This is a genomic window from Bacillota bacterium (genome assembly GCA_012837335.1).
In the GTDB taxonomy this organism is placed as follows: domain Bacteria; phylum Bacillota; class Limnochordia; order Darwinibacteriales; family DTU012; genus DTU012.
Genome location: DURM01000003.1, coordinates 1 through 25,871 on the forward strand (window position 1 = coordinate 1; position 25,871 = coordinate 25,871).

Annotated in this window: 25 protein-coding genes and 1 tRNA gene; 19 read left to right on the forward strand and 7 right to left on the reverse strand. The window is 48.5% G+C overall.

All coding sequences use genetic code 11. The features are described from left to right. Nucleotides 1–112: 112 nt before the first annotated feature. Together murB and GX019_00140 are read right to left on the reverse strand one after the other, a co-directional pair. Nucleotides 113–979: a UDP-N-acetylmuramate dehydrogenase gene (gene murB / locus GX019_00135; protein ID HHT35568.1), complete on the reverse strand. Its 867-nt coding sequence runs from the start codon at nucleotides 977–979 to the stop codon at nucleotides 113–115. A 98-nt stretch (nucleotides 980–1,077) separates the two neighbouring features. Further along, a complete protein-coding gene (locus tag GX019_00140) occupies nucleotides 1,078–1,755 on the reverse strand; it encodes a M23 family metallopeptidase (GenBank protein ID HHT35569.1) in 678 nt (225 codons plus the stop codon). Between the two features lie 147 nt (nucleotides 1,756–1,902). Here GX019_00140 and GX019_00145 point away from each other — a divergent pair, with 147 nt between their 5' ends. The 6 genes from GX019_00145 to GX019_00170 are packed head-to-tail and all read left to right on the forward strand — an operon-like array spanning nucleotide 1,903 to nucleotide 6,263. After that, the gene (locus tag GX019_00145) at nucleotides 1,903–2,721 is read left to right on the forward strand and encodes a hypothetical protein (GenBank protein HHT35570.1); all 819 of its coding nucleotides are present in this window, start codon (nucleotides 1,903–1,905) and stop codon (nucleotides 2,719–2,721) included. 22 nt (nucleotides 2,722–2,743) lie between these two features. Further along, on the forward strand, nucleotides 2,744–3,886 hold the full coding sequence (locus GX019_00150) for a carbohydrate kinase family protein (protein ID HHT35571.1): 1,143 nt from the start codon (nucleotides 2,744–2,746) through the stop codon (nucleotides 3,884–3,886). Nucleotides 3,887–3,892: 6 nt separating this feature from the next. Continuing rightward, nucleotides 3,893–5,140 (forward strand): tryptophan synthase subunit beta, encoded by a 1,248-nt coding sequence (gene trpB, locus GX019_00155; GenBank protein HHT35572.1) that lies wholly within the window; start codon nucleotides 3,893–3,895, stop codon nucleotides 5,138–5,140. Between the two features lie 60 nt (nucleotides 5,141–5,200). Continuing rightward, nucleotides 5,201–5,557, forward strand: coding sequence for an FMN-binding protein (locus GX019_00160; protein HHT35573.1), 357 nt, complete (start codon nucleotides 5,201–5,203; stop codon nucleotides 5,555–5,557). Between the two features lie 50 nt (nucleotides 5,558–5,607). Continuing rightward, the gene (locus tag GX019_00165; GenBank protein HHT35574.1) at nucleotides 5,608–5,778 is read left to right on the forward strand and encodes a hypothetical protein; all 171 of its coding nucleotides are present in this window, start codon (nucleotides 5,608–5,610) and stop codon (nucleotides 5,776–5,778) included. 47 nt (nucleotides 5,779–5,825) lie between these two features. Then, nucleotides 5,826–6,263 (forward strand): SoxR reducing system RseC family protein, encoded by a 438-nt coding sequence (locus GX019_00170; GenBank protein HHT35575.1) that lies wholly within the window; start codon nucleotides 5,826–5,828, stop codon nucleotides 6,261–6,263. Nucleotides 6,264–6,327: 64 nt separating this feature from the next. Here the strand turns inward: GX019_00170 and aroC are convergent, their stop codons facing one another. Further along, a complete protein-coding gene (gene aroC / locus GX019_00175; GenBank protein ID HHT35576.1) occupies nucleotides 6,328–7,431 on the reverse strand; it encodes a chorismate synthase in 1,104 nt (367 codons plus the stop codon). A 109-nt stretch (nucleotides 7,432–7,540) separates the two neighbouring features. On the opposite strand from aroC, the gene GX019_00180 reads away from it, so the two are divergent. The 5 genes from GX019_00180 (at nucleotide 7,541) to folB (ending at nucleotide 13,654) form a co-directional block, all read left to right on the forward strand. Beyond that, nucleotides 7,541–7,617 (forward strand) — tRNA-Met (locus GX019_00180). Between the two features lie 125 nt (nucleotides 7,618–7,742). After that, nucleotides 7,743–9,818 (forward strand): SpoIIE family protein phosphatase, encoded by a 2,076-nt coding sequence (locus tag GX019_00185; GenBank protein HHT35577.1) that lies wholly within the window; start codon nucleotides 7,743–7,745, stop codon nucleotides 9,816–9,818. Nucleotides 9,819–9,823: 5 nt separating this feature from the next. Then, entirely contained in the window at nucleotides 9,824–11,212 is a 1,389-nt protein-coding gene (tilS, locus tag GX019_00190; GenBank protein HHT35578.1) for a tRNA lysidine(34) synthetase TilS, read from the forward strand. A gap of 136 nt (nucleotides 11,213–11,348) precedes the next feature. Further along, the gene (locus GX019_00195; protein HHT35579.1) at nucleotides 11,349–13,229 is read left to right on the forward strand and encodes an ATP-dependent zinc metalloprotease FtsH; all 1,881 of its coding nucleotides are present in this window, start codon (nucleotides 11,349–11,351) and stop codon (nucleotides 13,227–13,229) included. 74 nt (nucleotides 13,230–13,303) lie between these two features. After that, complete coding sequence (gene folB / locus GX019_00200; GenBank protein ID HHT35580.1) at nucleotides 13,304–13,654, forward strand: dihydroneopterin aldolase; 351 nt, start codon at nucleotides 13,304–13,306, stop codon at nucleotides 13,652–13,654. A gap of 72 nt (nucleotides 13,655–13,726) precedes the next feature. On the opposite strand, the gene GX019_00205 is transcribed toward folB, so the two are convergent. From GX019_00205 to GX019_00220, 4 genes are all read right to left on the reverse strand, one after another. Next, complete coding sequence (locus GX019_00205) at nucleotides 13,727–15,346, reverse strand: Na/Pi cotransporter family protein (protein ID HHT35581.1); 1,620 nt, start codon at nucleotides 15,344–15,346, stop codon at nucleotides 13,727–13,729. Nucleotides 15,347–15,472: 126 nt separating this feature from the next. After that, the gene (locus GX019_00210; GenBank protein HHT35582.1) at nucleotides 15,473–15,616 is read right to left on the reverse strand and encodes a hypothetical protein; all 144 of its coding nucleotides are present in this window, start codon (nucleotides 15,614–15,616) and stop codon (nucleotides 15,473–15,475) included. Nucleotides 15,617–15,705: 89 nt separating this feature from the next. Next, nucleotides 15,706–16,242, reverse strand: coding sequence for a spore maturation protein (locus GX019_00215; protein HHT35583.1), 537 nt, complete (start codon nucleotides 16,240–16,242; stop codon nucleotides 15,706–15,708). After that, on the reverse strand, nucleotides 16,239–16,817 hold the full coding sequence (locus GX019_00220) for a spore maturation protein (protein HHT35584.1): 579 nt from the start codon (nucleotides 16,815–16,817) through the stop codon (nucleotides 16,239–16,241). The genes GX019_00215 and GX019_00220 overlap by 4 nt, the downstream gene beginning before the upstream one ends. A 195-nt stretch (nucleotides 16,818–17,012) precedes the next feature. Here GX019_00220 and GX019_00225 point away from each other — a divergent pair, with 195 nt between their 5' ends. The 8 genes from GX019_00225 to GX019_00260 all read left to right on the forward strand — a co-directional run bounded on the left by GX019_00225 (nucleotide 17,013) and on the right by GX019_00260 (nucleotide 25,839). Next, the gene (locus GX019_00225) at nucleotides 17,013–17,489 is read left to right on the forward strand and encodes a CtsR family transcriptional regulator (protein HHT35585.1); all 477 of its coding nucleotides are present in this window, start codon (nucleotides 17,013–17,015) and stop codon (nucleotides 17,487–17,489) included. 3 nt (nucleotides 17,490–17,492) lie between these two features. Further along, nucleotides 17,493–17,978: a hypothetical protein gene (locus GX019_00230; protein HHT35586.1), complete on the forward strand. Its 486-nt coding sequence runs from the start codon at nucleotides 17,493–17,495 to the stop codon at nucleotides 17,976–17,978. A gap of 18 nt (nucleotides 17,979–17,996) precedes the next feature. Beyond that, nucleotides 17,997–19,025, forward strand: a complete 1,029-nt coding sequence (locus GX019_00235; GenBank protein ID HHT35587.1) for a protein arginine kinase — start codon at nucleotides 17,997–17,999, stop codon at nucleotides 19,023–19,025. Nucleotides 19,026–19,043: 18 nt separating this feature from the next. Beyond that, a complete protein-coding gene (locus GX019_00240) occupies nucleotides 19,044–21,458 on the forward strand; it encodes an ATP-dependent Clp protease ATP-binding subunit (protein ID HHT35588.1) in 2,415 nt (804 codons plus the stop codon). Between the two features lie 95 nt (nucleotides 21,459–21,553). Next, complete coding sequence (gene radA / locus GX019_00245) at nucleotides 21,554–22,915, forward strand: DNA repair protein RadA (GenBank protein HHT35589.1); 1,362 nt, start codon at nucleotides 21,554–21,556, stop codon at nucleotides 22,913–22,915. A 21-nt stretch (nucleotides 22,916–22,936) separates the two neighbouring features. Then, the gene (gene disA / locus GX019_00250) at nucleotides 22,937–24,016 is read left to right on the forward strand and encodes a DNA integrity scanning protein DisA (GenBank protein ID HHT35590.1); all 1,080 of its coding nucleotides are present in this window, start codon (nucleotides 22,937–22,939) and stop codon (nucleotides 24,014–24,016) included. A gap of 168 nt (nucleotides 24,017–24,184) precedes the next feature. Beyond that, entirely contained in the window at nucleotides 24,185–24,661 is a 477-nt protein-coding gene (locus tag GX019_00255) for a CarD family transcriptional regulator (GenBank protein ID HHT35591.1), read from the forward strand. A gap of 107 nt (nucleotides 24,662–24,768) precedes the next feature. After that, the gene (locus tag GX019_00260) at nucleotides 24,769–25,839 is read left to right on the forward strand and encodes a PIN/TRAM domain-containing protein (GenBank protein ID HHT35592.1); all 1,071 of its coding nucleotides are present in this window, start codon (nucleotides 24,769–24,771) and stop codon (nucleotides 25,837–25,839) included. Nucleotides 25,840–25,871: the final 32 nt, after the last annotated feature.

Below are 25,871 nucleotides of genomic sequence, written 5' to 3' on the forward strand. Positions count from 1 at the left end.
CGGTCTTTTGCATCAATACTACGAAGTATGACTGAGGTCTATCAGGAGCGGTATACGCGGTCCGTACGTACCGTTCTGTGAGAGGAAAACCGCTAGGCTGATCACCTAGCGGTTACCTACTCGATTCCTCACCGATGATGCGCAGTTCCGGCTGGAGATCAACATTGTATTTAGCTTTAATAGTCTTTTGAATATAGGCGATCAAGTCGAGCACATCCTGAGCGGTGGCTCCGCCCGTGTTGACTATGAAGCCCGCATGTTTTGTTGAGATCTGCGCTCCGCCGATGCTGTACCCTTTTAGATTTGCCTCTTCGATCAGCGGTCCCACATAATACCCCGGTGGGCGTTTAAAGGTACTGCCAGCGCTGGGCATGTCTAAAGGCTGCCGCGCTCTGCGCCGCGCCTGCAGTTCCTTCATTTTATTGAGAATTTCCTGCTGATTTCCCGGTTCAAGCTTGATAACAGCTTCGGCCACTATCACTCCATCTGTCTGCACTCGACTGTGGCGGTATGAATAAGTAAACTCTGTTTTATCCCAGACGCCGATTTCATCGGCTGTTACCCAGGTTACTTCTTCAATCAGGGGTCCGATTTCGCCATCGTAAGCGCCGGCGTTCATAAAGACTGCGCCACCGAAGCTCCCCGGAATGCCTACAGCAAATTCTAAGCCTGTCAGGCTGTGTTTAGCAGCCAATTTGCTGACTGAGCTGAATAGACAGCCCGCTGTAGCTGTAATCCTAGTGCCTTCAACCCAAGCCTTGGCAAAATTGTCCGCCAGCTGGATAACCAGACCGCGGATTCCTTTATCGGTAACCAATAGATTTGAACCATATCCGATTACGGTAACCGGCAGGTTGTTTTCCCGCGCATATCTGAGGGCTTCCTGTATTTCTGCAGTGGTGCGTGGTTTGCATAGATAATCTGCTGGTCCACCTACACCTAGTGATGTTAGGTGCGCCATGGGATAGTCCTTAATCAGTTCCATTGGAAGCAGCTCCTCTCATTCCTTATCCTATTTATTATACGCGATCTAACGCAAAAAAAGGCAGATTTCTGCCTTTTTTTTGAAGTTCTTTCTTATTTTGCCGGCCGATTGCTGTTGATGAATGCTGATGGATCGGCGTAATACTCGCGCACCTTAGACGCGGGCCAAGCCTGTCCATTAGTCCGGGGCCAGCCATTTTGGGGCTGGTATTTGAGGCGGATCTCAAAATGGAGATGGGGTGAAAAGGTATTATTGGGTCCGCGGCCGACTGTCCCGATCGGCTGCCTGCGCCACACAATTTCTCCTGCAGAGACCCAGCGTTCATGGAGATGCGCATACTGGGACCAGACCTTGCGCCCATCGGGAAGATGGTGCTCAATCATGACAATATTCCCCTGAGCACTATTGAATCCGGAAAAGCGGACGATGCCATTAGCAATGGCATAGACCGGTTTGCCCAAGTCAGCCATTGCTGAGCCGTGCATATTCCAGTCTTCACCTGGATGCCAAGTCTTGCTGTAATTGCTCCACTCCATGAATCGATATCCAGTTACACCCCAGCCGCTGCCATCCCGGTCGCCGACGGGAAAATCAAAACCATCGGTAAGTGGTACTGCCGATGATTCGCCGGATGGTTCCAGTTCAGTCTCTGTCTGAGGTTCCCCTCCGATAACTGCCGGTCCCGAGCCCGGCAGCAGCGAAAAACTGCATCCACTTAAGACTAGGACTCCGAGTATGATCAGGGCGGTATACAGTGTTTTTTCCTTCAAAACAATCCCCCTAACTAACGTAAGTTAGTGTTATCTAAAATTTATCATGAAGGGCAGTGAGTGTCAACAATGGTGTTTCTTGTTAAAAGACAGGAAACAATCATCTGGAAGCGAAATATTTAAAAGGAGAGGAGGCATGGTTGAAACGTGAGATTCTCGATCAAAAAGTATGGCTTTATCATCGTTATCCTCAGCTTAATAGGGATTAGGGCTTTACCGGCAGCGGCACAAGGAACAGCGCTGACAGTAAGTCCGGAGCAGCCGTATTATCAGGAACTCCGCTTAGAGCCTAGCAGCAGCTATCGGGTTGGGTTAAACCTGCGGTCAAGTGTTCCAAATGCAATTGTATACTTAACGGTTGAGTTGTTTGATGGTCGCGGTGAAAAACTGGGCCTATCCCAGGTGCAGCGAGGCTTAGGGGATCCGGACCGCTGGTATAACATTGGAATTGAAGTCACAGTTCCGGAAAATTATAAAGCAGCCCGGTTAAGCATCAGCGTCGATCAGCAAGGAGAGTATTGGTGGGATGCCCTCCGCATTACTCAGCTTGAGACCAGCGTAAGCGCGATCAGAAAGTTTTGGGAGGAGCGGATTCAAACCTACGGTACAATTTATACTGGGTTAGTGATCGACACCCGCGGGCTGAATGTGGGCAGAGGCATGAGTCCAAGCGTGTGGTCCGAGTCAGGACAGCTGATCTACGGCGGAATTGCTGCCAGCTATGATTTTCTGCAGCAGACGGGAATAGTAAGCTACGGAAGTGAGCTCACCCCCGAACTTTATGGGCGAATTGCAGTAGATCCAGATTATCCTCTGGCTGTGCCTCTGATCGTGAAAGCGGTGCAGGTGATTGAACCAACTCGCACCAGTGTTGTGATCAGCGATGAGGACGCCGAACGGGTGCTTAAGGCACTGGCGGCCTATGATTTTCTCGCCCGATTTGCGGTAGTTTTTCTGATTGATTAAGCCAAGTGGAGGTATGTCAATAATGAAGACCGACCTGCAAACAGCGTTAACGAACCTGATTAAGTTTTTTGAAACCAGTTCTGAGCTGCCTCGATTTATGATTACCATCGGATTCGACGGATTCGTGGATGAGATCATTGAAGTGGTGGATAAACGCCATTCCGTTTCCTACTATGAGCCCATAGAAACGATCGCAGATCTCGGTCGGAGGATTTCGAACAGCGCGGGACTGAGCACCAATATTGAGCTGGTGCCCACGCGGGTTAAACTGGGAGGCAATGGCCCCAATATGGCCAATGCCTTGGCAGCGGTGAATCAGCGGATCACGTATATCGGCGCACTTGGTGTTCCGGAGATTCATCCGGTTTTTCATGAGATGGTGTCCGGGTGTGAAAATATAGTTTCGTTTGCCAATCCCGGTCACACTGATGCCCTTGAATTTAATGACGGCAAGATTATGATGGGCAAATTAACTCCCTTAAATGAGGTAACCTGGGAAAACTTGGCTGCCAAGCTAGAGCCGGAACTGCTCAGAAAAGCTTTTACTGAAGCTGATTTAGTCGCGACTTTAAACTGGACTATGCTTCCTTATATGAATGATTTGTGGCATCATCTTTATCAGTTTTTATCCGAGCAGGAGATGGTCAAGCGGCCGTATTTATTTGTTGATTTGTGTGATCCGGAGAAGCGGAGCCGGGAAGATCTGCTGGCGGCTGTTGATTATCTGCGCAACTTCTCCCAGTTTTATAATGTCGTCTTGGGTCTGAACCGCAAAGAAGCGGATGAAGTGGCTAAGGCTTTAGGTTTAAATCATCTTTTGACCGCAGAAGTGCCATTAGGAGAAATTACTCAAGAGCTGGCTGCTGAACTACAGCTCTGGGGTGTGGCTGTGCACGCAGTCAAATCTTGCGCAGCTGTTTGCGGCGGAGTATTTGCAGAAATCAATGGGCCTTACTGCGCGAAACCTAAGCTGACAACGGGCGCCGGGGATAACTTTAATGCCGGATTCTGCTTAGGACTCTTATTAAATCTGCCTCTTTCGGAGGTTTTGACGCTGGCTTCCGCTTGGTCTGGATTTTACGTGCGTCGAGGCTTTAGCGCAGATTTCGAACAAATGCAGGACTTTTTGGATTGGTGGCTAAATAATACTGATATCAGTTTATAGAATAAAATGATGAGGAGAGATGAGATGAGTAAAGTGGAGCAGAGCAGAGTCGAGTTGAGTTCTAAACCAGGATTTTTCGGAGATTTCGGGGGTCAGTTTGTACCGGACGCGTTAAAAGAGGCTTTAGATCATTTAGCAGAAGCATATGCCGAGATTAAAGATGATCCTGAGTTTAAGCAGGAATTAGAATATTATCTCAAGCACTATGTCGGTCGGCCCAGTCCGTTATACCATGCCCAGCGTTTGAGTGAAACCCTGGGTGGTGCCCAGATTTATCTGAAACGTGAAGATCTAAACCACACCGGAGCGCATAAAATCAACAATGTAATGGGTCAGGTTCTGCTTGCGAGGCGCATGGGTGTCAAAAGAATTATTGCTGAAACAGGAGCCGGACAGCATGGCGTGGCTACTGCTACGGGATGCGCACTATTTGGTTTAGAGTGCGTTGTATATATGGGTGAGGAAGATACTAAGCGGCAGGCTTTAAATGTATTCAGGATGGAACTGCTCGGAGCGAAGGTAGTCCCGGTTAAAACTGGAGACCGCACCTTGAAAGAAGCGGTAGATGCGGCTTTAGAAGATTATATGCACAACTACCGCGATACCTTCTACATGCTCGGATCTGCAGTTGGTCCCCATCCCTATCCGGAAATTGTCCGTGATTTCCAGTCCGTGATCGGTGAGGAGACGAAAGTTCAATCCATGGAGCAGATTGGACGCTATCCTGACTACCTGATCGCCTGTGTCGGGGGAGGCAGCAATGCGATCGGCTTGTTTGCCCCATTCTTCCATGATAAAGAAGTTAAGTTTATTGGAGTGGAACCGGGTGGTAGAGGCTGCAGCATTGGTGAGCACGCAGCAGCCATAACTTACGGCCAGCCGGCGGTAATTCACGGTTTCCGCTGCTATTCAGTTATGGATTCCGATGGCGAACCGGCACCAACCAGTTCAATTGCGGCAGGTCTGGATTATCCCGGTGTTGGTCCGGAGCACAGCTACTACCACGCTGTAAAAAGGGCAGAGTATGTGACGGTATCGGATCAGGAAGCGTTAAACGCATTTAAAGTTCTTTCCCAGACTGAAGGGATCATTCCGGCGTTAGAAAGCTCTCACGCAGTTGCCTATGCGCTCAAACGTGCGCCAGCCTTAAGTCCGGAACAAGTAATTGTAGTGAATTTATCTGGTCGCGGTGATAAGGATGCGCTTCAGGTATATGAGATGATTAAAAATGGTGAGGAAAACCCCTTTATTTAATCAAATAAAAATGATAAACTGTAAATAACAGAGCTTAACGCGGAGAAAGGGGATTTAGCATTGCTCGATCAAGTTTTACGCAGTAAAATCAGTTTAGGTTTACTAGCCGCGCTGGTACTTGTTTCAATCTACTTCTGGTTGTCGATACCGGGAGCACTGGCAGATGGAGTCTATACTGCGACGGCTGATAGCTTTGGCGGTGAGCTGGAGCTGGCAGTTACAATCGAAGATGGTCAAATGGTTGATATCGAAATCCTCAGCCATAATGATACAGAGTTTGTTGCAGCAGGGGCGTTTTCTAAATTGATTCCAGCTATTATTGAAGCTCAAAGTCCCGATGTAGACAGCATCAGCGGCGCTACCTACACCAGCGATGCGGTTAAAGAAGCGGTCAGGCAGATTCTGGCCGGTAATTAATTCATTTATTTGGTTAAACTAATCCTAAAATTAGGATTAGGAGGGACACTGTGCCAAGCAAACAGCAGATGCTGCTAGTAGGTCAGACTTGCAGTGAATATGAGCGCGCAGATGAAAATGCAGAGCGAAGCTGCGAGTCATGCATGCACTGGACCGGAGAACAGTCCATGTGCGAGCTGGATATATTTTTGGAGCAGTTGACGAGTTTAGATCAGACATAAAAAGCGGTGTCACACCGCTTTTTATTATCTTTTCGAGGGGGGATTTCATGCGGCAGCAGGGTGAAATTATCAAAATTGAAGGCAGCCAAGCTTGGGTGAAGTTTATGAATCCCAGCGCAGCATGTGGTAACTGCAAAGGCTGCATTCGCTTAACTCCACGTGAGCAGGAAAAGGAGAAGATTATCAAGCTGGATTTTAATATTAACGCCGCTGTAGGCGATACGGTTATGATTGAATATCCAAGCAGAGGAATCTTTCAGGCAATGCTGGTTCTCTATGGCCTGCCTTTCTTAGGATTGTTTTTGGGTTATTTTCTCACCTATTCTTTTACAAAAGATGATGCAGTTTCAGCTCTGGCAGCTGTTGTCAGTCTGATTTTGTGTGGCGCATTAGCAAGACCGCTGGCGCGTCGGTTGGATCAGCGCATCGGCAAGCCTCACATTGTGACTTCACTGTGTCAGACTAAACCACTTGAAATATCATAAGGTATTGAAAAATTACAGCCCTGCCGAACACTGTTCGTCAGGGCTGCGCTGTTTTAGGAACATGCTAGGAATAATATACTCGTTTAATGTTAGATACTTTAGCTGTCGCTCCAATCAGCAGATAGTCGGCCAGTGTCAGGGCGGCCATGGCTTCTACCACTACTACTGCGCGGGGAACAATAACCGGATCGTGGCGTCCGCTGATCACCAGCTCAACATTTTCCTGTTCCGAATTAATCGTTTGTTGATTAAGACCGATGCTGGGAGTAGGCTTGAAGTACGCCCGCAATTTGATGGGGTAACCATCGCTGATCCCGCCTAGGATGCCGCCGGCATTATTGGTCTGCTTGATCACCCTGCCATCGCTGTGGAACCGGTACCAATCATTATGCTCGCTTCCGGTCATGGCTGCCGCCTTAAAACCAGAGCCGATTTCCACTGCTTTTACAGCGCCAATGGAAAAAATGGCTTGAGCCAGGACAGCATCGAGTTTTTCAAAAACCGGCTCGCCAACTCCGGGAGGAAGTCCGGAGACAATGCATTCTACCACTCCACCGCTGGAGTTGTGGCTGGCCTTGAGTTCATTGAGATAACTGCTGGCTTGTGCTGCAGCTTCCGGATCCGGCATTACCAGCGGATGGGCGTGAATCAGATCAGGATCAAAATTATCGGGATTGATCTTAATCGGCCCAATAGCATATGTATACGCAGTGATTTGAACATCCAGTTCTGCCAGCAGCTGTTTAGCCACAGCTCCTGCGGCTACTCGGGCTGCCGTTTCTCGCCCAGATGCTCGTCCGCCGCCGCGGTAGTCGCGAATACCGTACTTCTGCTGATAGGTGAGATCAGCATGACCGGGGCGATATACATCTGCCAGATGGGCGTAATCTTCAGAGCGCTGGTCTTGATTGCGGATCAAGATCGAGATCGGGGTTCCGGTTGTCTTTCCCTGAAATACTCCAGAAAGGATTTCAACTCGGTCAAGTTCCTGTCTTGACGTGGCATAGGCAGACTGTCCGGGGCGCCGCCGATCCAAATCACGCTGAATCAGCTCCGGATTAAGGCTGATACCGGCTGGGCACCCATCAATTACTGCGCCCAGGGCTGGACCATGGGATTCCCCCCAGGTAGTTACTGTCAATCTTTTTCCAAATGTAGAACCGGCCATATTCTTACCTCCTGAAATTGCTAGTCTTATCCTACAATAAAAACAATTTGAGTTCAACCAAAAAGCACTTGACTAAAAATATCACAGTATGTATAATAAAGATTGTCACGGCGGCGTAGCTCAGTTGGTCAGAGCATACGGTTCATACCCGTAGTGTCGCTGGTTCAAATCCAGCCGCCGCTACCATATTTTGCGAAAAACCCTAGTATTGTACAGGGTTTTCTTTTTTTTATAATAGAGCAATCGACAGATCTTATCCCCTAGGTGTGATATGTTAAACGTAATTATATCACGTCTAGGGGATGATTGGTATGGAAAGGACCGAACCAAGCGCGCAGAATTATCGGCTGGTACCGCTGGAAGTTAAACGGAAGCGCAGAAGCAGGATTCAACCGGTATCATTATCATTGAGAATACCGTGGATGCTGATACTGCTGGGCTTCTTTTTAAGCCGTGCCCTGTTGTTGGACGAGCTGCTGCCTTTTGGCGTTGCATTTTTAGCAGCGGTATATCGAGGCCCTCGCCCCCGCTCCTGGTGGGCGCTTGTGAGCGTGGGTTTAGGCTACTGGTCTCTTGGGCAGGGTTCAGCGCTGTTCCCCTATTACGCTGCATCCCTCTTGGTCTGGTTGGCGGGGCGCAGCCGCAAGCTGAGGCAGAAAAATGGTTATTGGGTTTTCTGGATTTTTGTCAGTTTTTTAGGCGTTAAGGCACCCTTGGCGATCAGGTACGGTGGTGTCAGCTATCCCATGATCTGGATCACAGCCTTTAGTGAAGCTTTAATAGCCATCGCAGCTTTCAGTATGTTTTCCACATTTGTCAACAAAAACCGCACTTACGCTTTAGATAGTAGAGAGTTTCAGGCCGGACTGCTGCTGACAGCGGTATGCTTAGGGATAGACCTTGTCATCGGGCAGATGTCGCTGCGTTTAATGATCATGTTTTACTTGGTTCTGGCAGCAGCCAGGATTGGGGGAGCAGCTCTGTCCTTCATGATTGGACCGATTTTTGCCATCTTCAGTCAGCTGATCGGCCTGCCGCTGGAAATCGCTGTTTTGATTACAGGAGCAGCTGTGATTAGCGGGTTGTTGGAAAAGATCCCTTTTGGTTTATTCGCAGCTGGTTTGGCAGCGTATTTTTTGACTTACCGGATTCCGGTTGCTCCGGAAAGTGTGCAGAACTTGTTCGAACTGCTCTTGGCAGCAGCAGCGGTTTATCTCACTCCCACGCAGCATCTGCGTCAGTTAGGACGTTTAATTCCTGGGACAAGCCAGTATGTCAGTCGGCAGGCATCTCATGCTGCTCGAGCGCAGCAGATTCTAGAAGAGCGGATCAATCAATTTTCAGAAGTTTTAGATGAGTTGGCTGAAGTTCTGGAAGGCAGTCGGTTCATTGCGCAGCAGCTGAGGAGTTTAGCGCGAGTAGTAGCGCTGCTGGGAACAGAATTAAGTACTCGGGTCGAGTTTGCCGAGGCGGTTGAGGAACGGCTGTGGCAGGAAGTAAATTCGCCTGAGCTTAATGAACTGACAGTCCTGCAGACAGATGGCTGTTTTTCGATTGCCGGCCGGCGGCTCAGCCGCTGTGGCGAGCACTGGTGCGACCAGGTCGCAGCGGCCTGTTCTAATCTATTGGGGTCCAGTTTTGCGGTTGCGGAGCGCAGCTGTTTAACCACCGGTGAATGCGGGTTTGACATTTCCAACAAAGCAAGGTATGTTGTAGATGTGAAGACAGCAAAAATCGCCCATGGACAAGTCTCGGGAGATAACAACGCTATCTTTAATTTATCCACCAACCGGGTGGGACTTCTGATCAGCGATGGAATGGGTACCGGTGAGCGGGCTGCAAGCGACAGCCTGGCAACGGTGAGGCTTTTGGAAAAAATGATTAGGGTGGGTTATGATCCGGATTTGGCAGTTAAGGTGATCAATCAAACGCTGCTGGCCCGCAGTACTACCGATTCCTTTGCTACGATTGATCTTGTTGTTGCAGATCTGGAGACGGGACAGCTAGAGTTTGTCAAAATTGGCGCGGCACCAAGTTTTATCAAGCGGGATCGCAGTGTTGAGGTCATTCAAAACCACGCTCTTCCCATCGGTATTCTCAATCACGTTGAGGTGGAACCGGAGCGACGCCTGCTGTATGAAGGTGACTATCTGGTCATGATTACCGACGGCATGCTGGAATTTCAGCGGGATGTAGTCAACAAGGAGCAGTGGTTATGCAATGTGCTCAGGCGGGTGGAGGATGATTTGAACTGCCAGGAGCTGGCCAGTTATCTGCTGCTTAAGAGCATCGAAGCAGCTAATGGTGCCATTTCTGATGACATGATGGTGTTGGTTGCCCGCTTACTCCGCAGCGATCCGGAAATCCATCCGTACCAAAGGAGTTAGCTTAAGTGAGTTATGATTTGTTCCCTGAGTTTACTGCATATATTCAGGCCCGGCAGCTGCTCAAACCTGGTGACAGGGTTCTCGTGGCAGTCAGCAGCGGGCCTGATTCTATGGCTTTACTGCATCTGCTCCAGCGCATGTCCGATGTTGAGCTGGGCGTTTTTCATCTTAACCACAAATTGCGGGCTGAAGCAGATGAAGAAGCGGACTATGTAGCTGCATATGCCGATAAGTTGGGTCTGCCTGTTTTTATCTATGAGCATGATGTCAACCGCTATGCCCGGGAACACCGTCTGTCGGTGGAAGCAGGTGCCCGAAAGGTGCGCTATCAGCTGATGCGGGAGTGCATGGAGCACAATGGCTACACCAAGACCGCCCTCGGGCACCATCGGGATGATCAGGCTGAAACTGTGCTGATGCACTTAATACGCGGCACCGGATTGGCAGGCCTGGGGGGGATGAAGCCGGTGAGAGACTGCTATATTCGTCCTCTGCTGCCGTTTGCACGCCGGGAGATTATGGAGTACTGCCATGAATTTGGTATTAAATATTACCATGACCAAACTAACTTCAGCCCTGAATATGGCCGCAATAAGCTGCGCCTCGAATTAATTCCATTAGTTGAAGCTGAATATAATCCCAAGTTTAGAGAACATCTGGCACAGCTGGCGGAGATTGTGCAGGCAGATGAGGATGTAATGAAGGCTCAGACCGACCGACTGATGCAGCAGCTGACTTTTTACCGCCATGGCGTGCTGATGCTTCCCAGGCGGGAGTTTGCCCAGCTTTCTTTGGCGTTTCAGCGCCGTTTGCTGCAGACCTGTATTGCTCAAGCTGGGCAGAGTGTGAACTGGATTGCATTTGAGCAGATTGAAAGGCTGCGCGCCCAAATTTTAAGTGGAAACCACTTTACGTGTGAATTACCCTTAATAACCGTGCTGGGAGAGCCGAATATTATAGTGTTCGGAAGACCGCAGCTTCCCGCTTGGGAAGAGCAGGAGCTGCCAGTTCCCGGTGAGATTACAGCAGGACAATACCGGATAAAAACTGAAATTTTACCATATCATGAAGACTGCGCGCTAGGTGAGGAAGGAGAAGATTTTGATCTCGATCAGCTGAGTCTGCCTCTAACTGTTCGCCGGCGCCGACCGGGCGACCGGATGCAGGTTTTCGGGCAGACTGGTTTAAAGAAAATCAAAGATCTGCTGATCGAGGCCAAGCTTCCGCGCTATCTGCGGGATTATCTTCCCATAATTTGTGATCAGAAGGACGCTATCTGGGTGTGTGGTGTCAGAAGAAGTGAGAAGGGGCGGATCACTCCGGAAAGCCGGAGGGTTTTACGGATAAAATTAGAGGTTGTGAATGATTGCCATGATGATCGGCCTATGATATAATAAATAAACATGAGTAGTATCAAAGTTGACACACTTCGAGATGCTGCTGCGGTAGGGACAGTTGGAAGGAGGTCGTATTTTGCATAAAATATTACGACAGATTAGTCTTTATCTGCTGATTACCATTATTCTTGTGATGGTTATCCAGGGTATGTATCAGTCTGTTGATCCTGTAAGGCAGTTGACTTATAGTGAGCTGAACGCCTACATTCGAGGAAATAGTGTATTAAAGGCAGTATTAATCGGTGACCAGAGTATTCAGGGATTACTGAAGGACGGAACAAAATTCCAGTCGATGGTTCCAGTAGGCAAAATGGCAGAGATCAGCGATCTGCTGATTGAGCAGAATGTAGAGATTGAAGCTCAGGCTCCTCAGGGAACATCCTGGTGGGTGGCTCTGCTTCCGAACATTATTACCTTAATAGTGTTTATTGGTATCTGGTTGTTTATTCTTAATCAGATGCAGGGCGGCAATAATCGAGCGATGTCTTTTGGTAAGAGCCGCGCCAGGCTTCATACCGAGGATAAAATCCGGATCACCTTTAACGATGTAGCTGGTGTGGATGAGGCCAAGCAGGAGCTTGTTGAAATTGTTGAGTTTCTTAAACAGCCGAAGAAGTTTGCTGATTTAGGTGCAAAGATTCCTAAGGGTGTGCTGTTAATTGGACCACCGGGAACCGGAAAAACTCTGCTGGCAAGAGCAGTAGCAGGTGAAGCAGGGGTACCGTTTTTCAGTATCAGCGGTTCCGAGTTTGTGGAGATGTTCGTGGGTGTGGGAGCCTCCCGTGTTCGCGACCTATTCGACACAGCTAAGAAAAATGCACCCTGTTTAATCTTTATTGACGAATTAGACGCTGTGGGCAGGCAGCGGGGTGCCGGTCTTGGCGGCGGCCATGATGAGCGGGAGCAGACCTTGAATCAGCTCTTAGTTGAGATGGATGGATTCGAGACTAACTCCGGGATCATCGTGATGGCAGCAACTAACCGAGCTGATGTCTTGGATCCGGCTCTGCTGCGTCCGGGACGTTTTGACCGGAAAGTTGTAGTGGATCGCCCAGATCTGGTCGGCCGCGAAGAAATCTTGAAGATTCACGCCCGCAACAAACCGCTTCACGGTGTAGATTTGAAAGTTCTAGCCAGACGGACACCCGGGTTTGCCGGTGCCGATCTGGAAAATTTGCTGAATGAAGCTGCTATTTTGGCAGCCCGCAAAGGCCAGAAAAAGATTACGATGCTTGAGTGTGAAGAAGCGATTGACCGGGTAATTATGGGTCCGGAAAAGAAAAAGCGTGTGCTTACCGAAGAAGATATGGAAGTATTTGCCTATCATGAAGCAGGACACGCTGTTGTTTCTTACTTCCTGCCCAATTCTGATCCGGTTCATAAAGTGAGCATTATCGGTCGCGGTCAAGCCGGAGGCTATACGATGTACCTGCCGGAGACTGAGCGCTATGTGATGACCAAGTCCAAGCTTTTAGATGAGCTTACTAATATGCTGGGTGGACGCGCGGCTGAAATCCTAGCATTTAATGAGTACAGCACAGGTGCCCAAAATGATTTGGAACGGGTGACAAGGATTGCGCGTAAGATGGTAATGGAATGGGGAATGAGTGAAAAACTCGGTCCTCTCACCTTCGGCCATCCAGGCGGTGAAGATCTGGTCTTTTTAGGCCGGGACATTTCCCGCGACCGCAACTTCAGTGAAGAAGTAGCGGCAGCAATCGACAGCGAAGTTCGCAGTATTATCGAGAGCTGCTACCAAAGAGCGCTTGACGTACTGACCGAAAATCGCGACCGCTTAGATGCAGTCGTTGCAGTGCTTAAAGAAAAAGAAACAATAGACCACGAAGAATTTATGGCAATTATGGAAGGACGCGAGCTTCCTGAACCAAAAGCGGAAGCTGATGAAAAACCTGTTCAAAAACAGGTCGCAGCTATTCAGGAGCAGGAAGAGGAAGATAAGAAGCGGGAACCCATCATTAAGACTAAACAGGAGCCAGTAGTCGGCATCGAGTAAATTGATCCTAGTCCTTATAATAAGGACTAGGAATTTACATACTAAGTTTGCAGGTCTATTAAGGAGGTAGTGCAGTGTCGGATAAAATTGTATTGAAAAACATGCGCTTTTATGGGTACCATGGTGCTTTTGACGTGGAAAGAGAACTAGGCCAGAAGTTTGCTGTTGATCTAGAAGTTTACACTGATCTGCGGAATATTCATGACGACACCGAACTATCCTTCAATTATGTAGATGCGTATACAATGATTAAGGATATCGTGGAAGAGCAGGAATTCAATCTGGTTGAGACTCTGGCTGAGGAAATTGCTGAGCAGATTCTGTCTGCTTACGATGTCGAGAAGGTTGTCGTAAGGGTGCGCAAAAGCCAAGTACCGGTAGGCGGAAGTGTGGATTACTTGGAAGTTGAAATAACTCGCCCGTAGTGAGTATAAAAGTATAAAATAAGACCCGAGCTGGAACAATCCAGTCCGGGTCTTTTCTTGTGTTCTTATTTGCTACTCAGTATCGGGCACGAGCAGTGCTCCGGTAACTGCTTCTGCTAAGTTGGTTCCGTGGTCGGCTACCCGCTCAAGGGTGCTGATGACATCTAAGTAAAGTACTCCTGCCTCCGGATGGCATTTGCCTTCGTTGAGGCGCCTGATGTGAGAATCACGGAATTCTTTTTCCATGCGGTCAACTTCATCGTCCTCTGCAATTAGATTCTCAGCGGCTTTAACCTTCTCGGTACGAAGGACTTCAATTGCCCGCGCGTAGATCGATTCTACTTTGGCAAACATGGTCTGCAGTTCTTCGACAGCAGTGTCGCTTAACTTGACATAGTGCTTGCTTTTGGCCTGTGCCAGCTCCACGATATTTGTGGACAAGTCCGCTACTCGCTCTACATCATGAGCTGAGTGGATTAAACTGGTAATTTTCTGGTGCTGCTTGGGTGTCCAGGGGTTATCGGCTGCAGCTGTAAGGTAAGATACGATTTCTCTTTCCAGCTTATTTATTGTTTCCTCTTTGACCAGCACACTTTCCATCAAGTCCTGATCACCAGTCAGGAACGACTGGAATGATTCGTTCAGCATTTCCAAGGATATGTCGCACATTCTTAATGTTTCTCTGGTAGCAGCGATAATTGCTGCTGGAGTGTGTAAAATATTGCGGTCCAAAAACTGGGGTTTGGTACCTGGACCGTAGTCTTCTCCCGGTATAATTCGCTCAATAAGTGCAACAAATTGATTGATAAACGGGAAGAGCAAAACTGTGTTGGTTACATTAAAGATTGTGTGCGCATTCGCAAGCTGGCGAGCAACAGTTGATCCGGTGTGAGCCACAATCGATGCAAATGGCTTAATCAGGACAAGGAACAAAACTGCTCCAAAAAAGTTAAACATCACATGAGCAACTGCGGCCCGTTTTGCGGTAACACTAGTTCCAATTGATGCCAGCAGTGCGGTAATGCAGGTGCCGATATTAGCGCCAAGCGTTAGTGCAATACCAGAAGGTAAATCGATTAGTCCCTGCAGACTTAAGGCAATGGCAACACCGGTGGTTGCACTGCTGCTTTGGATGATCAGGGTGAAAAGAGCTCCAGCCAGAACTCCTAACAATGGATTCTGCCCAAATCTGACGAGCATATTGATGAAAGGTTCATATTCCCTGAGGGGAGCGATACTGCCGCTCATGATTTCCATACCGTAGAACAGCATTCCAAATCCAAGAATTCCTAGACCAATGTTCTGCACTGTCTTTCTGCGGCTGAGGAAATTGAGAATTGCCCCGATACCTATCAACGGCAGCGCAATATCAGTGATTTTAAATGCAACAATCTGCGCTGTAATCGTAGTACCAATATTGGCTCCCATAATCGTGCCGACTGCCTGCGTCAGATTCATCAGACCTGCGTTGACGAAACCGACAACCATGACTGTTGTCGAACTGCTGGATTGGACAATCATCGTGGCTAGGGCACCTGTTAGAATAGCGATAGTTGGACGAGACGTGAATAATTCCAGAATTCGTTTCAGCTTATCGCCTGCAGCGTTCTGCATGCCTTCGGCCATCTTGGCAATTCCAAAAAGAAAAAGGCCAAGGCCTCCCAGCAGCTGTAATGCGATTGTTATACTCATGAACCTACCTCGCTTCCTTAAAAAGTCCACGTGGTAGATTCGGCAACTTATGGTTAATTCCTGCAAAATATGGTGTCACCTTTATAAACTCCCAGAAAAAATTCTGTAAAATCTTAAGATAAATTATTAATTCACACTCTGAGAATACCTGAGATATGCTTCTTTAAGGGTTTTCATGCCCCGCTTTTTGGCTTGCGGATCAAGTTTTGGCTCTTGAGCGATAGCGGTAATTGCCTTTTTGATCATCTCCAGTTTTTCCTGCTTGGTCATTTTTCATACCTCCGCTGTTAATTCTAGTAAAAGTATGTGCGGACAGGCCCGGTTTTATTCCAAATTGTTCCATTTTTATTGCGTATTATTTAAGCAGCAAAAACCAAGGTAACGACTAAAGCGGCTGTTAAAAACCCGGCAATATCAGCGGCAATGGCTGCCGGCAGGGCATGGCGAACTTTCCTGACACCGACCGCTCCGAAGTAGACTGTAGATACATAAAAAGTGGTCTCCATACTGCCCATAATGGTGGAAGCCATCATTCCGATTAAAGAATCCGGTCCGTAGGTTTCTAGTATTGACGCCAGTATTCCCAGGGCACCGGAGCCGGACAGAGGCCGAATTAGCGCTAATGGAATTACTTCATCGGGAATAAAGAGGCGGGAAGTTAGGGGTGAAATCAAACGGGTCAGCACACTCATCATACCGGACTGCTGAAAGACCTGGATGGCAACAAACATGGCCACTAGAAACGGGATGATCCTTACCGCAGCAGCAAATCCTTCTTTGGCACCTTCCACAAAGCTCTCGTATACTTTGACTCCCCGAGCCAGCCCGAGGATCGGGATTCCGAGCAGAAGTAAGGGCACTGCCCAGGCCGAGATAGTGTTGATTGCGGAAATCATGTCCTTACCCCCCTTAAGATCCGATCCACAATAATCGCTGCAGCTGTCGATGCAGTAGTGGCAATGATGGTAGTTCCGACGACAGCCGTCGGATCCGCTGAGCCGGCAGCAGTGCGGAGAGCAATGATCGTAGTGGGAAGGAGAGTGAGACTGGAGGCGGTAATTGCCACAAAAGTACACATACTATTGCTGGCTGTATCTTTTGAGGCATTCAGTTTCTGCAGTTCTTCCATGGCTTTAATTCCCAGCGGAGTGCAGGCATTGCCGAGACCGAGGATGTTAGCACTCATGGCCATCACGACTGCTCCGGCAGCAGGATGGTCTGACGGAACCTCAGGGAACAGGATCTTAATTAAAGGGCGCAGCAGTTTAGCGATTAGTTTCAGTAAACCCGCGTCTTCCGCAATTTTCATCAATCCTGACCAAAAGGAAACGATGCCGATTAATCCGAGGGCAATTTTTACCGCTGCCTCCGCTCCTTCGATTGATGCGCGGGTTACCAATTGGATCTCACCTTGCACTGCGGCGGAGGCAATGCCGCAGGCCAGCATGGCAAACCAGATAATATTGATCAAGGCTGTCACCTCCACTGCTTAATTGATATGCCAAGTAGGGCTAATTCTTGCTTGAATTTGCGATCGAGTGCGAAATCTGACGAGAAACGGGTCTGATTTTGCCTGACCAACCAAAAATAACACTTGCGTAAAACTTGACAGATAATGTTATAATATAGTTGAAGGTCAGGCATAGTCAGAAAAAGGAGGCAGAAAATGGCGAGTTTGGCTGATTTAATTGAAAGCTACATTAAGCAGCAGCTCCGCCGCAGTGAAAACCAAGCCATTGCCATCAGCCGCGCCCAGTTAGCGGAACTGTTCAGCTGTGTTCCGTCCCAGATAAATTATGTATTGACGACACGCTTCACAATGGAGCGGGGATATATGATTGAAAGCCGCCGGGGAGGCGGAGGCTATATCCGCATTGTGAGGGTGGATAAAAGTGATCGCCCGAGGATGGCAGAACAGCTGCTGTTAGAGATTGGTGATGAAATAAGCGAAAGTCAAGCAGAGCAGTTCTTAGCAAGTTTTCGCGAACTTGGAGTCCTTTCAGATAAGCAGAAGCGGGTAATCAGAGCCCTGCTGCAGCGGGAGACCGCTCAGATTGGCCAGGGGCGGGCGAGGCTGCGGGCAAGTTTGCTGCGGAGCTTAGTGATTTTGATAATGCAGTGCAATAATGAAAACGAGGTGTAGTCGATGCTTTGTGACAAGTGCCAAAAAGAGACTGCCAGCGTGCATGTCACTAAAATCGTTAATGGGAAGAAAACTGAGATGCACTTATGTCAGGCGTGCGCGCAGGAGCTGGGTGAGTTCAATCTAAACATTGATCTGCCTAACTTTTTTGCCAGTTTATTTGATCACAGTAAATTTGCGCAGAAGATCACCCAGCCGAAAGCGTGTCCGGTGTGCCGCTTAACACTGGAGGATTTTCGCCAGATCAATCAGTTCGGCTGCAGTGAATGCTACACCACCTTTAGAAGTGAAATCGAACCGCTGCTGCGCAGACTCCACGGCAGCAGCAGCCACGAAGGAAAAATTCCTGCCCGAAGCTACGCCGACTTAAGTGTTGAGCGGCAGATCAAGCTGCTGCGGGAAAAGCTGCAGCAGATGATTAGTGTTGAAAACTATGAAGAGGCTGCGAGAATCCGGGACCAGATCCGGGCCTTGGAGCACCAGTCTTAAAGGCGGAGGGGGAGTAATATGAGCGAATCATGGATGAAAAAAGACGGTCCTGAAGGGGACATAGTGCTGGGAACCAGGATTCGATTAGCCCGCAATTTTGCTGACATTCCTTTTCCAGCCATTGCTAATCGCGATCAGGCGCGGCAGGTGATGCTGCAGGCAAGACAGCTTCCTCACGCCTTGAATCAGTTGGCTGGAGTTGAGCTGTATGAACTCGCTGAAGTTGAGGAGCTTGAGCGCCAGATCCTGATGGAAAAACATTTGATCAGTCCCGAGCACACTCAGCAGACCAGCTATAAAGGAGTAATTATCTCTGAGCGTGAGGATATCAGCATTATGATTAATGAGGAAGATCACCTCAGAATTCAGGTGCTGTTTCCCGGACTGCAGCTGAAGGAAGCTTGGGAACTGGCAGATAAAGTTGATGATTTAATTGAAGCCGAGGTAAAATACGCGTTTGATCCGGAGTTCGGATATTTGACCGCCTGCCCTACGAATGTGGGCACGGGTATGCGGGGTTCAATCATGCTGCATCTGCCGGCTTTAGCCCGCATCAATCAGCTTGGCAATGTATTGAGATCGATTTCCCAGTTCGGTCTGGCGGTTAGAGGGCTGTACGGTGAGGGCAGTGAATCGTTCGGCAATATCTATCAAGTTTCTAACCAAATATCTTTAGGCCACTCGGAGCTGGATATGCTTGAGCATTTGGCTCGAGTTACCGAGCAGATTATCAACAGTGAGCGCCAAGCCCGCAAATATTTGGTTCAGGAGCAGAACCGCACCGCCAGCGAAGACCAGATTCATCGGGCTTATGGGATTTTAACCAATGCGCGCATCATAACTACTAAAGAAGCCTTGAAACTGCTGTCAACGCTTCTGCTCGGAGTAGATTTAGAGTTAATTGTGGATGTTGAGCGATGCTTAATCAAAGAACTAATGGTAGAGATTAGAGATGCTCATCTGCAGAAAACTATGGGCCAGAGTTTGCCGTCAAATGAGTTGGACAGACTGCGGGCAAGTTTGATCCGTGAACGATTAAGACGCTAAATAGAGAGGATGATGAAGGTGTTTGGTAGATTTACAGATCGGGCTCAAAGAGTAATAGTGCTTGCTCAGGAAGAGGCGCGCCGTTTAGGGCACAATGTGGTGGGAACAGAGCATATTCTGCTGGGACTGATTGCTGAAGGTGAGGGCGTCGGTGCTAAAGCCCTGACTGCAATGGGCGTCAGCTTAGAAAAAGTTCAGCAGGAAATTGAAAAAGTGATCGGCAGAAGCGATGTTCCGGTTAAGGGCACGATCGGCTTTACGCCCCGGACTAAGCGGGTGTTTGAACTTGCCATAGATGAAGCACGCCAGTTAGGCCACACATATATCGGCACCGAACATATTCTGTTAGGATTAGTTAGGGAAGGGGAAGGAGTTGCAGCCCAAATTCTCCGCAACCTCAACATTGACCTCGAGGGCATGCGCAAGCAGGTTATTGATCTGCTCGGCGGCCATGTGCAGCAAGGTGCCGGTGCTGGAATGCGGCGCACTAAAACTCCGACCCTAGACCAGTTTGGCCGCGATCTTACCGAGATGGCCAGAGAAGGAAAGCTGGACCCGGTTATCGGCAGAGATAAGGAAATTGAGCGGGTTATTCAGATCTTAAGCCGCCGCACCAAAAATAACCCGGTATTAATTGGAGAGCCGGGAGTTGGTAAAACTGCGATTGCTGAGGGATTAGCCACTCAGATTGTCAACAGCGATGTGCCGGAGAACCTTTTGAACAAACGGGTTATTGCCCTTGATATGGGTTCGATGGTAGCCGGTTCAAAATTCCGCGGTGAGTTTGAAGAGCGGCTTAAAAAAGTGATGGATGAAATTCGGCAGGCCCAGGATGTTATTCTTTTTATCGATGAAATGCACACCATCATCGGGGCGGGCGCCGCGGAAGGAGCAATCGATGCTTCCAACATTCTTAAACCTGCGCTGGCCAGAGGTGAAATTCAAGCGATTGGCGCTACCACAATTGATGAATACCGCAAACATGTGGAAAAAGACGCTGCGCTTGAGCGGAGATTTCAGCCGGTGCTGGTAGATGAGCCTACTGTCGAAGAAACAATCTCGATTCTGAAAGGCTTAAGAGACCGCTATGAAGCCCATCACCGGGTGCAGATTACAGATGATGCAATCGAAGCTGCCGCGGTTTTATCAAGCCGCTACATCTCTGACCGCTTCCTGCCGGATAAGGCGATTGATCTTTTGGATGAAGCTGCTTCTAAGGTGAGGCTGCAGGGTTTAGTCGTTCCTCCGGATCTGAAAGAATTGGAAGCGAAAATCGAAGAAGTGAAGATTGAAAAAGAAGCCGCGATTAAGAATGAAGAATTTGAAAAAGCTGCCTCTCTGCGGGATCAGGAACAGAAACTCAGGGATGAGTTGGAAGATAGGCGTGCGCAGTGGAAGAACAATCAGGGGCGCCATGAAGCTACTGTTAAGGAGCAGGATATAGCAGATGTGGTGGCAAGCTGGACCGGAATACCGGTTAACCAGATCGCCCAGGCTGAGTCAGAGCGTCTCCTTAATCTCGAGGAAATTCTCCACAAGCGGGTTGTGGCTCAAGACGAAGCGATCGATGCAATTTCCCGGGCGATCCGCAGAGCTTTTGCTGGCTTAAAAGACGCGCGGCGTCCGATTGGTTCGTTCGTGTTCCTCGGCCCGACCGGTGTGGGTAAAACAGAATTGGCTAAAGCGTTAGCGGAAGCGCTTTTCGGAGACGAAGAAGCGATGGTCCGCATCGATATGTCCGAGTATATGGAGCGCCACAGCGTTTCTCGCCTGGTTGGAGCCCCTCCTGGATACGTGGGCTATGATGAAGCGGGGCAGCTGACCGAAAGAGTCAGGCGCAAACCATACTCAGTAGTGCTCTTTGATGAGGTTGAAAAGGCCCATCCAGAAGTATTCAACATTTTGCTGCAGGTTTTGGAGGATGGCCGCTTGACCGATTCTCAGGGCCGCACTGTTGATTTCAGCAACACTGTTGTGATCATGACCTCTAACGTGGGAGCTCAGCAGATCCAGCGGGAAACCTCGATCGGATTTAAGATCACTGACAGCGATCAGGATAATTATGAAGCGATGAAAGCAAAGGTAATGGATGAGCTGAAGCGCACCTTCAGGCCTGAGTTTTTGAACAGGATCGATGAGATTATTGTTTTCCATGCTTTAACCAGAAAGCATATCTCCCACATTATCGATATTATGCTCAGGGATCTAAGCAGACAGCTTGAGGAAAAAGGACTCAGCTTCGAGATTACCGAAGAAGCAAAAGAGCTGGTAGCTGAATCCGGATACGATCTAGATTTTGGTGCCAGACCCCTGCGCAGGGCAATTCAGCGGTTGATCGAGAATCCCTTAGCGGAGCTGATCCTCCAGGGTAAGTATAAGGACGGAGACGCGGTTCGTGTTGATGTCAAAGAAAAGGAATTAGTCTTTTCGTAGGACAAGTCGGGGCTAATGTCCCGGCTTCCTTTTATTGTATCTGAGGTTGTAAAATGCTATAATTAACTAAGAAACCTAGATTTAGGAGCGGTTGCATGGCTAAGGCGTCGATTCGTTTTGTCTGTCAGAATTGTGGTGCGGATTATCCGAAATGGATGGGGAGATGCTCTGATTGCGGGGAATGGAATACTATCGTAGAAGAGCGGACAAGCAGTTCCCGGGCAAAGCATCAGCCTTGGGTTGAAACGAGCGGTTCCAAGGCTCCGGTTGCGATTACAGAAGTTGTATCCGCAGCGGAATCCCGCTCTACAACGGGGATGGCAGAATTGGATCGGGTCTTAGGCGGCGGCATAGTACCTGGTTCGCTGGGGCTGCTCGGCGGTGAACCGGGAGTGGGCAAATCAACGCTTTTGATGCAGGTAGCCGCGTACACGGCTGTCCATCAAGGAAAGGTACTGTACGTTTCCGGAGAGGAATCCCTAGCGCAGCTTAAACTCAGAGCTCAGCGGCTGGGTCTCTTAACGGATCAGCTGATCGTCCTTGCTGAATCAGATGCCCATATCATTGGGGAACACATAGAATCGCTGCAGCCAAAGCTGGTTCTGATCGATTCGATTCAAACCATGTATCTGCCGGATTTGAATTCGGCTCCCGGCAGTGTAGCGCAGGTTCGGGAAGGAGCTGCTTTTTTCCTGAAACTGGCGAAAGGACTTGGGATTCCCATCATTTTAGTGGGGCATGTTACTAAAGGCGGATCTTTTGCCGGACCCAAAGTATTAGAACATGCCGTTGATTACGTATTATACTTTGAAGGCGAAAATCAGCAGTCAGTCAGAATTATCCGCGGTGTAAAAAATAGGTTCGGATCCACCAATGAAGTCGGCATTTTTGACATGACCTCGCAGGGATTGGTGGCGGTAGATAATCCCTCAGGTTTGTTTTTAGCGGAAAGACCGGTTGACAGTTCCGGTTCAGTGGTTGTGCCCTGCATCGAGGGTACACGGCCTCTGCTGGTTGAGATTCAAGCGTTAGTGGCGCAAACACCGTTCAGCGGTACACCGCGGCGGCAGGCAACCGGAGTGGACTATCAGCGTTTTTCGATCATTCTGGCTGTGTTAGAAAAACGCCAGGGCTATCATCTTCAAACTCAGGATGTCTTTGTAAATGTAGCCGGCGGCTTTAAGCTGACCGAACCAGGAGTGGATCTGGGCATTGCCTGTGCTGTAGCCTCCAGCTACCGCAACCGGGTGATACCGCCTGAGCTGGCAGTCATCGGTGAAGTGGGTTTATCGGGGGAAATCCGCGGTGTTAGTCAGATCGAGGCCCGCCTCAAAGAACTCGCTAAACTTGGTTTTAAACGGGCTGTCATTCCCGCAGTCGGTGGGAAAGTCAGCTCGGATATCAAGGTAACTCAGGTCAAAACTATCTCTGCGGCTCTGGAGGTAGTGTTCAGTTAATTTGTGGAAGGGGGTTCATGGATGAAAGAAACAGCTGATCAAGAGCAAATGTTTTTAAAGAATTTAAGTCTTGTAGCACCGGGAACTCAGTTGTATGATGCTTTAGAGAATGTACTGCGGGCGCGCACCGGCGGCCTGATTGTGGTCGGCGATGATCCGGAAATCATGGCGATGGTGAACGGCGGCTTTAAGATTGATGCTGAAATGCACCCAGCAGCCCTTTATGAGCTGGCTAAAATGGATGGTGCGATCGTGCTGTCCAGTGATGCTAAAAGAATCTTGTACGCAAATGTCCAGCTGACTCCGGATCACATGATTCCCAGCTTTGAAACGGGCACCCGCCACCGCACTGCAGAAAGGGTCGCCAAGCAGACAAATCAGCTGGTGATTGCCATTTCGCAGCGGCGGAATGTTATTACCATGTATTGGGGAAATAATAAGTATGTGGTGCGCGATGTCAGTGTAATTTTGGCGAAAGCCAACCAAGCCCTCTCCACTTTGGAAAAGTACAAAAGTGTGATGGAACAGTCCCTGATCAATTTGAGTGCACTGGAATTCGAGAATTTTGTGACCCTCTTTGATGTGGCGACCGTAATTCAGCGCGGTCAGATGGTGTTTCGGATTGCTCATGAAATTGAACGGTACATAGTGCAGTTAGGTTCGGAAGGCAGGCTGGTTAATATGCAGCTAGAAGAGCTGATGTCTGATATCGCTGATGAAGGTCTGCTGGTAGCGAAAGACTACTATATTGAACCTGAGAAGACTGTTGAAGAAATCTGGGGAGAAATGGTTGAGTGGGATTCCGAAGATCTGCTTAATCTGCCTTTAATTGTTCGGGCTTTAGGATATGCAGGAGTGAGCAGCAGCACTTTAGAGCAGTCGGTTACTCCCAAAGGATATCGGATTCTCAGCAAAATACCCCGGCTGCCCATGCCGGTAATTGAAAATCTCGTTGACCGGTTTCAGTCGCTGCCAGAAATCTGCGATGCTTCCATTGAAGAGCTCGATGATGTCGAGGGTATTGGTGAAGTGCGGGCTAAGGCCATCCAGGATGGACTGCGCCGCATTCGCGAGCAGGTTTTATTGGATCGGCATCTGTAAAATCAGTTTGGTTTTATTTAGTGCGGAATCCGCTATTTTTTGCGATAACCGGTGCGGATAATGGATTGTGATTGACTTTTTTCGCAAAAAGTGGTAAATTTAAACTGATACCTAAATGAAGCCCCAAGGGATCCGAACCAATAAAAGGGCAGATAGGAGGTCCTAAGTTTGTATAGTGTCGGGGATAAAGTCGTGTACCCCATGCACGGCGCCGGAGTTATCGAGGCCATAGAGGAACGAGAAGTTCTAGGCGAAAAAAGGCAGTATTATATTATGGCTATGCCCATCGGTGATATGAAAGTGATGATTCCGTTGGACGCCGTAGACGATATTGGACTGCGCGAAGTAATTAATGAGGATGAAGCGAAAGAGGTCATTGAAGTACTCAAGGGACAGATGTCAAAAATGTCCTCTAACTGGAATCGGCGTTATCGCGCCAATATGGAAAAAATTAAAAGCGGAGACATTTTTGAAGTAGCTGAAGTAGTGCGGAATTTGACTATCAGAGATAATGAAAAAGGTTTATCTGCAGGTGAGCGGAAGATGCTGGATGTCGCTCGCCAAATTTTAATCAGCGAACTTGTCCTGGTCACCGGCTCGACGGAGTCTGAGATTGACGAACTGATTTCTAGTCACTTGGACTAAAAGGAAGTGAGCCCGCTGCACTAGCTTTCAGTGTTTCTTTTTCCCGTAAATTTTCGGATTTATCTGGAATACTTTTCTCTAATTAGCTAATACTAAGTAATAAATCGATGGCGAAAAAGGAGGTGAGAATAAGATTGGGCGCTTTCTTTCGGATTATTCTTACACTCTTAGGCGGAATTTTAGGATATCAAGGCGCCGGCCATGCTCTCAGCCTTCAGTTTGATTTTCCGATTTCATCGAACACCTTGTTTGTACTTGGGACGGCACTAGGTGCACTGTTGGGGTTGGCGGTCAGTCCATTGGTTGATCGCATGTTTCGGGGGCTTTTGAAGATCCATCTGCGTGATATCCTTAGTGGTTTAATCGGGTTGGTAATTGGTATCCTGCTGGCTATACTAATTACGATTCCGCTGCAGGGATTGGCAGTTGCCAATGGTTACTTATCTTTAATCGTTACGATGATGCTGGCGGTTTTGGGCTGGTCTTTAGGTGTAAGAAAACGCGATGAAATAATAGGATTGTTTCAGAAATCGGATCTGAGTTCACCACTGCTTGGCAAAAACCATGGTATAGGTGCTAAAATACTGGATACCAGCGTGATTATTGATGGACGTATAAGCGATATAACGAAAACTGGTTTTATAGAAGGGTCGTTAATTGTCCCGAGTTTTGTTTTAGATGAGCTGCAGCATATTGCTGATTCTTCCGATGTACTAAAGCGCAATCGAGGCCGCAGAGGATTGGATATTCTAAACAAGATCCAAAAAGAACCGTATGTTACCGTTCAGATTTTGGAGCACGACTATGAGGATACACCTGAGGTAGATTCGAAATTGGTGAAACTGGCCAAAGAGCTGGGAGCAAAAGTTGTTACAAATGATTATAACCTCAATAAGGTCTGTGAACTGCATGGAGTATCTGTTCTAAACATCAATGAACTGGCAAATGCGGTAAAACCGATTGTGCTGCCCGGCGAAGAGCTGCGGGTGCATGTAATCAAAGATGGTAAAGAGCAGGGTCAAGGTGTAGCTTATCTGGATGATGGAACTATGATTGTAGTAGATGGCGGAAGACGCTATATCGGTGAAACAATAGGAGTTTTAGTGACAAGTGTTCTACAGACTGCGGCTGGGCGGATGATATTTGCGAAGCCCAAAGCCATGGAAAAGGCATTATAACAGATGAGAAGCCCGGTAAATGCCGGGCTTAT